9 protein-coding genes are annotated in these 9718 nt (G+C 72.3%); all 9 read right to left on the bottom strand.

Annotation, left to right across the window (positions count from 1 at the left end; genetic code table 11):
- Positions 1–234: 234 nt before the first annotated feature.
- Positions 235–2502 carry a carbohydrate binding family 9 domain-containing protein gene (locus tag AC1D12_RS14865; protein WP_477841205.1) on the bottom strand — a complete coding sequence of 756 codons (2268 nt, stop codon included), beginning with the start codon at positions 2500–2502 and terminating at the stop codon, positions 235–237.
- Positions 2503–2504: 2 nt separating this feature from the next.
- Positions 2505–3323: an O-methyltransferase gene (locus tag AC1D12_RS14860; protein WP_477825915.1), complete on the bottom strand. Its 819-nt coding sequence runs from the start codon at positions 3321–3323 to the stop codon at positions 2505–2507.
- Between the two features lie 9 nt (positions 3324–3332).
- Positions 3333–4280 (bottom strand): putative 2OG-Fe(II) oxygenase, encoded by a 948-nt coding sequence (locus AC1D12_RS14855; RefSeq protein WP_477825914.1) that lies wholly within the window; start codon positions 4278–4280, stop codon positions 3333–3335.
- Positions 4281–4366: 86 nt separating this feature from the next.
- Positions 4367–4609: a hypothetical protein gene (locus AC1D12_RS14850; protein ID WP_047508236.1), complete on the bottom strand. Its 243-nt coding sequence runs from the start codon at positions 4607–4609 to the stop codon at positions 4367–4369.
- Between the two features lie 153 nt (positions 4610–4762).
- Positions 4763–5686 (bottom strand): hypothetical protein, encoded by a 924-nt coding sequence (locus AC1D12_RS14845; RefSeq protein ID WP_477841203.1) that lies wholly within the window; start codon positions 5684–5686, stop codon positions 4763–4765.
- A 1-nt stretch (position 5687) separates the two neighbouring features.
- On the bottom strand, positions 5688–6407 hold the full coding sequence (locus tag AC1D12_RS14840; RefSeq protein WP_477825912.1) for a ferritin family protein: 720 nt from the start codon (positions 6405–6407) through the stop codon (positions 5688–5690).
- Complete coding sequence (locus tag AC1D12_RS14835; RefSeq protein WP_477825911.1) at positions 6389–7672, bottom strand: class I SAM-dependent methyltransferase; 1284 nt, start codon at positions 7670–7672, stop codon at positions 6389–6391. The genes AC1D12_RS14840 and AC1D12_RS14835 overlap by 19 nt, the downstream gene beginning before the upstream one ends.
- A gap of 14 nt (positions 7673–7686) precedes the next feature.
- Positions 7687–8616 carry a JmjC domain-containing protein gene (locus AC1D12_RS14830; RefSeq protein ID WP_477825910.1) on the bottom strand — a complete coding sequence of 310 codons (930 nt, stop codon included), beginning with the start codon at positions 8614–8616 and terminating at the stop codon, positions 7687–7689.
- A gap of 12 nt (positions 8617–8628) precedes the next feature.
- Positions 8629–9718: hypothetical protein (locus AC1D12_RS14825; protein WP_477841201.1), on the bottom strand; the 1090-nt coding region annotated here is incomplete at its 5' end.

The raw sequence follows: 9718 nt of genomic DNA, 5'->3' as shown, positions 1-9718 counted from the left end.
CGTGCTTGTCGTTGCGCCTTTGCGTGTGCACGCGCCCCGGCGCGTTCGAGCCACAGCATCAGCGCGCTGATCGACTTGGCCGACACGTCGGCAGCTTCGATGCGATCCCACGGCAGTCGCGCCGCGAGTTGGACCAGCGGGTGCCGCGCATCGATCATGCCGTCGAGCCGGGCGCGGGAGAAATCGGGCCAGACGGCTGCTCGACGGCCGAAGTCCGTCGCTACTCGGTACTTGCTAGAACCCGAACGGCCAACTGAGCTTCACGAAGCTCTCGACCGTGCGATCGTCGCTGCGGCCGGTGCCGTCGTTGGCATGCCCCCGATCGGCGCTGATGCCGACGCTCGCATCCAGCTTGCGCCACGGCCGCGTCGCGAGCACCAGCGACAGCACCGAACGCCGGCTGTCGGAGGCGCTGCCGCCCGGCGACTCGCCGCGCTCGGTGCGCAGCCGCTGCACGATCAGCCGCAGCCAGCTGGTCGCCGACAGGCTGTGGCCCAGCACCAGCTGCTGCGTCGTGTCGGTCAGCAACCGGCCGCCGCCGTTGCAGTCGCTGCAGTCGATCTGCTCGCGGTTGTAGTGCAGCGAGAGCTCGGTGCGCCGGTCGAGCCGCAGTTGCAGATCGGCCAGCAGCCGCTGCCCCGGGCCGACCTGGTCGGTCGCGAAATCGAGCCGCCTGCCCAGCTCGGCGTCCAGCTGCAGCTGCGTCAGCGTCGCGTTCGGACTCGTCTTCAGGCTCAGCAGCACCTGCGGCAGCCGGTGCAGCGCGAGCCCCTGGTCGGCGCGCGCGCGGTCGGCATGCAGCTCCACCACCAGCCCGGTCGCATACGGGCCGAGCAGCAGCATCGCCGGGTGCAGCGTCTGCGCGACGACACCGCCCTCCAGCGCCCGCACCTGCGCGACGCTGACATAGGGGTTCATGTCGGTGAACCAGCCCAGCGGCCCGAGCCGCTCGGTCACCGACAGCTCGCCGCGCTGGTGTCCGGCCTGCGCGATGAAGCCGTTCTCGCTGCGGAAGTTGCGGCTGATGCGCTCCAGCGTCAGCAGCGTGTCGGTGTGCTCGCCGTAGAACGAATGGTCGGCGAACAGCGCGTGGCCGGCGCCGAGGTCGCCATCCCCAAGGCCCTCCAGCCGCGCGCGCGCATCGCCGCGCGTGTCGCTGGCCGCCATCTGCAGGCGCAGCTTGTGGCGCGCGTCGACCTGCCACGAGAGGTCGCTGCCGACCACCGCATTGCGGTCGTCGTCGGCCGCGTCGCGCAGGCTCAGCGTCGCGCCCCAGGTGGCCTGCTCGCCGAGGCGCACCCGGCCGCGCGCCATCAGCGCCTGGGCCGTCACGTCGCGCACCAGCGGCACGGTGGACCAGGTGCCGGGGTACAGCACCGCGCCGTCGCCGCTGTCGCGCGTGGCGATCGCGAGCCAGTCGCTGCCCTCGCTGCGCCGCGTCAGGCGCGCGCCCCACTTCGGGTCGGCGATGCTGCGCGTGTAGACCAGCGGGATCGGCGTGTCCAGCAGGTCGGCCCCCTCCAGGAAGAAGGCCCGCTTCTCGGGATAGAAGATGCCGAAGCGCGCATTCGCCGACAGCTGCGGCGCGTCGATCTCGACCTGCGAGAAATCCGGGTTCACGGTGGCGTCGACGAACCACGATGGCCCCAGGCGCGCCTTGATGTCGACGCCGGCGCGCGTGGTGTTGCCGCGTTCGTCACTGGCACCGGTGCTGCGCCGGTCGTGCCGTTCCGCCAGCACGTAGGGCGTCAGGTTGACGTAGGCCTGCGCGTCCGGCAGCGTCAGGCCGCCCAGCGCGGGGTTGCGGCACAGGAAGCAGTCGGAGTAGCGCGACAGCGCCACCGAGGTGTACAGGTAGCGCTGCTCGCGCGGGCGGTTGCGGGTGACCAGCAGTGTCCAGGTGTCGACCTGCCCACGCTCGCCGTAGCGCAGGCTGCTGAACGGAATGCGGAACTCCGCCGTCCAGCCGCCCTCGGCCCGCGCGGTCGCGACGCTGAAGTCGAAATCCTGGTCCAGGCTCTCCTCTCCGCTCGCCTCGTTGTAGGTGCCGTCGGAGACCGAGCCGACCGGGTTGGCGCGGAACAGCTGCGCGAACGAGCGCTTGCCGATCGGGTCGATGTAGAGCGTGACCTGGTCCTGGTCCTTGCCGACGCGATCGCGCCGCGACCAGGCGTAGCGCAGCGCCTCGGGATCCGGGTCGCGGCTCTCGACGAAGACGTACAGCGCGTCGGCGTCGTGCATCAACCGGTACTGCGTCTGCACCTGCGGCGCGCGCCCGGATTGCGGGCTGTACTCGCTGAAGTCGCCGTAGACCGGCGCAGCGGCCCAGCAGGGCTCGTCGGCGCGGCCATCGAGCACGATCGCGCAATCGGATGTGCCGGCCTGCTGGCGTGCCGGCGGTGCCGGGGGCGCCGCGGTCTGCGCGATGGCACTCGACCACCCGAACCCCAACACCCACCACGACACGACGGCGATCCACGATGCCCCTCGCACGCTCGCCATGCTCAACGCCGGTTCAGGTCGATCAGGTCGTGCGGGCTGCTGCCGTACATCGCCATCTGCTCCTGCTGCAGGCCGGCAGGGCGGCAGGCGTCGACCTCGTCGAGCCGGCGCAGCAGCGTCACGCTGCCCTGGCGGTGCTTGTGCGGCTCGACCAGCGACAGCAACTCGAAGCCCGCGCCCATGCCGGCCTGCAACTGCTGGCGGCGCAGCGCGTTCGCACACGGCCCGGGGATCACGACCTTGGCGGTTGCGCCCCCATCGGGCACGTCGACATCGACATGCGTGTAGTGGATCGCCGCCAGGCCGCCGTCCGCGTCGAGCAGCGGCCAGAAGCGGTTCAGCAGGTCGGGGTAGTCGAGCTGGTGGCCGCAGTCCAGCCACATGAAGCCGAACGGGCCGGCTTCGGCCGGCAACTGCACGTCCTGGAAGCGGCAGCGGTGCAGCGTGAACAGCGGCGACAGGTTCAGCCGCTCGAGGATCTGCAGGAAGCGCTGCAGGCGCGGCTCGTCTTCCGAGAAGTCATCGATGCCGTGCAGGTGCGCCGCATGGCCGGCATGGTCGTAGCCCGGGTGCAGCACCTCGTGGCGCGCCGGGTCGGTGAGCGTGCCGCCGGCGATGCGCGCATCGTGCTGCGCCTCGGTGCGGTTGTCGGCCAGCGCCTGCAACACGAACAGCGTCGAGTAGCCGAGCCCGACGCACAGCACCGAGCTCGGCCGCTGCATGCGGACCATCGAGTACAGCAGCAACGCCGCGTGCTCGGTGCCCATGCCGGGGTCGAAGGCGTGGTGGGCGATGTCCAGGAAGTGCGCATTCAGCGGCATGGGGGTCCCTCAAGCAGAAGAAGCCGGCGGGGTCGGGGTCAGGTCGAACGCGATGCACACGCGGTCATGCCCGGCCACGAAGGGCACGGTGCCGTGCCACAGGAAGGACGGGAACATCACCAGCGTGCCGGCGGCCGGCTGCACGATGAAATCCGGCGCCGCCGGGCGCGGCGCGGCCGGCAGCAGCCAGTCGACGTGCGTCGGGAAGCGCAGGCAGCCGGCGTGCGGCGGGCCGGTCATCGCCGGCACGTCGACGTAGTACACGCCGCTCACCAGGCCGGCCTCGTGGATGTGCAGCTCCTGGTAGCCCTCGGACTGCAGCATCACGCCCCAGGCCGTCACGCGCAGCCCGGCGTTGGCCAGTGCCTGCGCGTCGTGCAGCGGGGCGGCACCGTCGTCCGCGTCGTCGTCCTGCAGGAACGCCAGCAGGCTGTCGGTCAGCAGCCGCTGCAGGCGCCGCACCACCGGCGCGTCGTCGTGCAGCAGCTCGCCGGTCTGCCAGCCGTGGCGCGTCGCCTTGTCGGCGCGGTCCCAGGTGAGGCTGGGGTGCGCGTACAGGTGCGCCGTCAGCTCGGCGTGGAAGGCGCGCATCGCGGCCGGGTCGGCGCTGAGCGGGCCACTGCGCGCCACCATGCCGGCGGGGTCGTAGGCCTCGGCCGCCTGGAGCGGATCGCCATGGCCGTGCAGCAGCACCCCCAGGCAGGCCTGCGACTTGACGTGGCCCGGCGCGAGCGCGAGCGCCTGCTGCAGCGCACCGATCGCGTCGCGGGCGTGGCCGTCGGCGGCATGGCGCATGCCGAGCGCGCACCACAGCTGGTGGTCGCGCGGGTGCTGCGCGAGCGCGGCCCGCAGCCGGGCGTGGGCGGCCGCGGACGGCAGGGCCAGCACGCAACCCGACAGCGCGGTGGACTGGGGCGACAGCTCGGAAGAAATCTGCAACGGCATCGGAAACGGCATCGGACAGGACATCGCTGAGGGGAGCATCGGTGACGAGCAGGCGCCGCGACCGCCCCACCAGGAGGCCGCGGCGCGACGCTCCGCGCTTAGCGGGTCGCCTTCTCGGTGGCGACCGGTGCGGCCGCCTTCTCGCCGGGCTTCACCTGCACGGTGAAGGTGTCGGCGTTCCAGTCGACCATCGCCTGGCCATGCGACGAGGCATTGCCATGCAGTGCGGCGCTGGTGCTGCAGACGCCGGCGAAGCCGGTCGCGAGGCCGGCGTACACCAGCGTCTTCAGCTTGCGGGAGGCCTTCTTGGCCGGGGCGTTGACTTCGATGTTTTCTGCCATCTCGATTCCTTTTCAGGGTTTGACAAAAATCCGCTGCCACTGCGAGGTGGGCAGCGCTCCGCTCGGGGGATGGCCGTGACCACCTCCCAAGTCAGGTGGGCCGGGTTGCCGCGCCAGGGCGCGCCGCCGGCAGAAGAAGAACGCCCCGCGGGCCTACGCGGCGCGCGCGGGTGACCGCTCCGGCAGCATTCCCGCCTTGCGGTCGAACCACTCGCGCAGCCCGGGTTCGTCGAAGCGCTCGGCCAGCGCGAACGCGGCGTCGCGGGCCTTCACCGCCGCCGCCGGCTCGCCCAGCCCGTAGCGGGCGCGTGCCAGCTCGACCAGCAGGAAGGCGCGGTCGACCTCCTCGCTGCCGTTCGCCTCGATCGTCGTGATGCCGTCGCGCGCGGCCTGCGCCGCCGCCGCCCAGTCGCCGACCGCGTTGGCCACCAGCGCGACCAGGTAGTCGGCGCGTTCCACCTGCATCCAGGTGCCGGCGTGCAGCCAGATCGCCTTGCAGCAGCGGGCGGCCCGGCCCATCGCGGTCCCGACCAGCGGATCGACCCGCGCCGGCGACGCGGGCGACTGCGTCCGTTCCAGCCAGGCCGAGACGGTGTTGTTGATCGCGCGCGCCGCCATCGGCAGCACCGGCCCGCCCGCCGGGGCGGTTTCGAGCGCCTGCACGCAAGGCAGCAGGCTCGCCACCACCAGCAGCGGGTCGGCGGTGCCGGCCAGGTGCTGCAGGGTGCCCAGGCGCACCGCGGCGGCTGCGAGCGCCGGGCCGCAGGCGAGCGCCTGCGCGAGTTCGCTCTCGGCCTGCCAGGCCTGCAGCGCCGCACCGCTCATCGCATACGCGACCGCACGGTTGCGCAGCAGCACCGGCGGTGGGCCGGGCAGCGCCGGCAGCGCATCGAGCAGCGCGCGCGCGCCGGGCCAGTCGCCGCCCTTCTCGCCGATCACGTGGTTCACCAGCCAGCTGTACGACGCGAGGTCGTCGACGCCGAGCGCCGACGGCGCGATCGCGCGCAGCCGCGCCGCCGCGCCGACCAGGTCGGCGTCGTGGTCCTGCATCAATGCCGATACTTCTGCCAAGGCCATCTCAACTCTCCAGGGTGGGTCGCAAGGGGTTCTGGGCGGGCTCGGCCACCTGCACCTGCGTGCTCTTCGTCAGCCGGGCCGCGCAGTACGAGCGCAGCAGCGGGCCGAACAGCAGGTACACCGCGCCGAGCCACAGCGTGAATATCGCATCGCCGATGTGCTGGCTGCCGCGCAGCCACGAGGCGTAGGCCTTCTTGAATTTCACCTTCCAGACCAGCCGGCGCACGATTGCCTCGGAGCCGACCACGGCGAGCAGCGACGCGCGCGCCTCGCGCTCGTGCTTCTCTTCGTCGATCGCGATGCCGCGGAACACCTCGGCGGCGGCCGGCAGGTGGCTGCAGGCGCGCGCATAGCCGTTGAACTGCGCGCAGATCGCCTTCTCGCTCTCGTGCGCGAACGCGAGGAAGTAGTGGATGTCGTTCGCCGATTTCACCAGCACGCTGCGCGAACCGGAGCCGCCCTGGAAGCGATCGCGCGCCAGCTTGTGCGCAACCTCCAGGAAGCCGTCGGAATGCTCCATCTCCTCGAGCAGGTTCTCGAACAGCATCAGCTGCATCCTGGGCACGCGGGTGTGGCCGAGTGCGTTCAGGTACTGCCAGGCGCTGTCGAATTCGACCTCGGAGAATCGCTTCAGCGTGCGGGCAGCGTGCTGCGAATCGATGCGCCACGAGAGCGGCAGCAGCGCGCGCGTGACCGCATTCCTCAGGTGAGTGCTCCACATGGCGGGGTCTCCTTGTGATCGTCGTGATGGGACAAGAGCGGGGACAGGAACGGAGGCAGGGGCCGGTCGGCCGCCGGGTGGCCGTGCCACGTCAGCAGCCGCCGCGAATGCAGGAAGCTGCAGAAGGCTTCCAGCGTGTCGATCTCGAGTTCCAGCACCTCGGCCAGCTCGGCCAGCGGGCGGCGGCCGTCGAAGGCGTCGCACAGCCGGGCCGTGTCGGCGTCGAGCGCGCACGGCAGCGCGTAGAACGCGGTCGCGCCCAGCACGCCGGGGGTGGTCGGGTCGCTGCCGTCGGGCGGTGCCTGCCAACGCGCCCGCGGGTGCAGGCGCGGGCAGCGCAGCGAGCCGGCGTTGCCGGGGTGCTGTGCGTCGCGCTTGATGAAGACGTCGAACCAGTCGACCGGCGGGTCGACGGCATCGTCATCGTCATTGCCAACACCAGCGCGGTGCGGCTCGAAGCGGTCGGCCAGCAACTGCCCGCAGGCGTCGGCGGCCGCCGGGTCGCCCTGGTGCCAGCCGTCCTGCGGGAACTCGGCGGCCACCGCCAGCGAGCCACCCGGCGGCAGCAGCTCGGCCAGCTGCTGCAGGCACTCGGGCGGTGCCCGCAGGTGATCGAGCACGTTCAGCGCGAGCACCATGTCATACGACAGGCGCGACATCCCCGGGCCGACCAGCCGGGCCACGCCGGCCCGCGCGGCGCGCCGCTGCAGGAACAGGCGCTTCACCGGATCGATCTCGACCACGTCGGTCGCGATGCCGTTCAGCGCGAGCAGCAGCGCGACGTGGCCGGCGCCGGCGCCGTAGTCCAGCGCGTGGCGCGGTGCGAGGCGCAGCAGCTGCCGCGCGATGCCGGCATCGGCCGGCTGCTCCGGGCCGAGCAGGTGCGCCCAGACGTCGTGGACGAGGTTGCACAGGCCGACGTAGGCGTCGGTGACCGGCTCGTCCCACGGGCGCAGCACCTCGGTGCGGAACTGCGGCAGTGCATCGATCTCGTCGCGCAGCGCAGTCGGCAGCTGCGCGATGAACTCGATCAGCGCGTTCGCGCCCTGGTTCGCCACCTCGCAGGGGCCGGCGGCGCGTGCCACCTGGGGCAGGTCGTCGTGGCGCAGCGTGCCGCGCACCAGGCGGCACAGGTGTTCGGCGAAGTCGACGGCCTCGGCCGGCCGGCCCGGCTGCCAGCCGTCGGCAAAGCGTTCGCGCAACGCGGCCAGCGGCACCGGCGCGAGGCTGCGCGCCGCGATGATCTGTCTCAGTTCGTCGAGCATCGTGCAGTCCCCGCTCAACGCGCCGGGATGCGGCGGCCGAGCAGGCGCTGCACCGCCGCGCCGTAGGCCGGCAAGGCGGTGGCGCCCCGCAGCCGCTCGACCAGCTCGACGCGCGCATCCGCCCAGGCGGCCGGGCCGCCGAGCGGCAGGTAGTCGCGCATCGCGTCGAGGTCGGCCGCGTTGCCGGCGAGCGCCTGCAGCAGGTCGAGGTAGCTCGGCATCTTGATGGCGACGCTGGTGTGCAGCGATTCCTCGGTCAGCGCGCAGGCATGGTGGAAGGTGCCGCGCGGCAGGTACAGCAGGTCGCCGGGCTCGAGCTCGATCGTCGCGTGCGGCGCCTTGTCGTCATAGGCCACCGGACCGCCGTAGCCGACGATCGGGTTGACGTGCCGCTGGTCGGAGACGAACCAGCGCTTGCGGCCCGAGATCTGCAGCACGAAGATCTCGCCGCAGTCGTAGTGCGGCGCGAGGCCGGGGTGGTCCTTCTGCGAATAGAACAGGCTGGTCTCGACCTCGGCCGAGAAGGCCTGCGCGAACGCGAGCTTCAGCGCCATCAGTTCGGGGAAGTGCGCTTCCTGGCCGAAGCAGTTGGCGGTGGCGCCGTTCAGCAGCAGCTGGCGCACGCGGTCCAGGCGCGGCGCGCGGGCGACGCGGCCGTCCATGTCGATGTACTCGTGCACCAGGTCTTCGTGCGGCACGAAGCCGCTGTCGATGTACATCTCCGGCAGCCGGCGGTACTGCCACGGTGTGCCGCTCTCGACCAGCCGGCGCAGCGTCGCGGCATCGGCGAGCGATGCGAAGCGGTCGCTGCCGTCGGCCAGGTAGAGCGGCTTGCGGTCCCAGTACTCGGCGCAGAAGTGCTCCCAGTCGACCGGGTCGATCACCTGGGCGACCCGGGCCTGGCTGGCACCGAGCAGTTCCGCTTGCGAGGCGCGCTGGTTCATTCGGGGGCTCCTTCAGGGTTGGGGGGGCCGCGCCGATGGGGCGGCCGATGGTGCGGCGGACGGGGCGGCGGTTGCGTGGGCCGGGGGATTGATCGGCGTGTGGGCCGCGAGCCGCGCCTCGACCAGCGGCGTCAGCAGCAGCGCGAGCCGCTCGGCGCCGGCGGGGGACAGGTGGGAATCGCCGTCCAGGTACAGCGGCGCGGTGCCGTCGCCGGCGGCCAGCAGGTGCGTGGCCTGGGTCGCGTCGGGGAAGGGGCTGTCGAGCGTGGCCACGTCGGGCCGCGGCGACGGCAGCGAATGCGCGCGCCATTCCAGGTCGAAGCGGCCCTTCCAGGGCACGACCGCGAAGACCAGGTCGGCGTCGCGCTGGCGGCGCTGGTCGGCGTAGCCGCTTGCGATGCGCTGGTTCAGCACCGTGGCCGCCACCGTCGACTGCGCGCTGAAGCCGAGCGGCGTCGGGTGCTCGCTGCGCTGCGAGCGGTCCCACAGCTCGGCCCCGAACTGCACCAGCCGCAGGTTCATCCAGGCGCAGCGCAGGGCCGTGGCCTCGGCGCTGAAGGTGGTCACGTAGCCGCAGGTGGCGTGCGCATTGCGGAAGATCCGGTAGGCGTCCCAGGTGTCGTTCTCTTCGGTGTGCACCACCACCACCGGCTCGGTGGCCGGCAGGCCGGCGAGCGTGGCCAGGTAGTCGGTGGGGCCGAAGCCCGGCACGCCGTGGTTGACGACCTGCACGCCGGCGCCGAGCCGCTGCTGCAGGCGCGCCGCCAGCGTTTCATCGTCGGACAGGCCCCAGCCGAAGACCTGCGAATCGCCGACCAGGTGGACGCGCAACGGGGCAGCGGCGGCTGGCGCGACGGCTGGCGTGGAACCCGGCGTGAAGCGATTTCCGGCCGCATCGGTCGAGACCGTGACCGTGCGGCCGAACTGGTACGCGAGGGTGTGCAGGCCGCGCGCGAGCCGGTAGCGCGCGACGCCGTCGTTCGGCTCGAACACCTGCGGCGTGAGCGTGGCGCCGCCGAGGCCGACGCGCAGCGCGAGCTCGGCCGYGCCCAGCGCCAGCAGCAGCGCGAGCGCGGCCCACGCGAGGCGCCGCGGCCAGCGC

This window comes from Rhizobacter sp. P1_G5 (assembly GCF_056405435.1).
The sequence above is the reverse complement of the archived record's forward strand: the minus strand, read 5'-3'. Positions and strand labels throughout refer to the sequence as shown.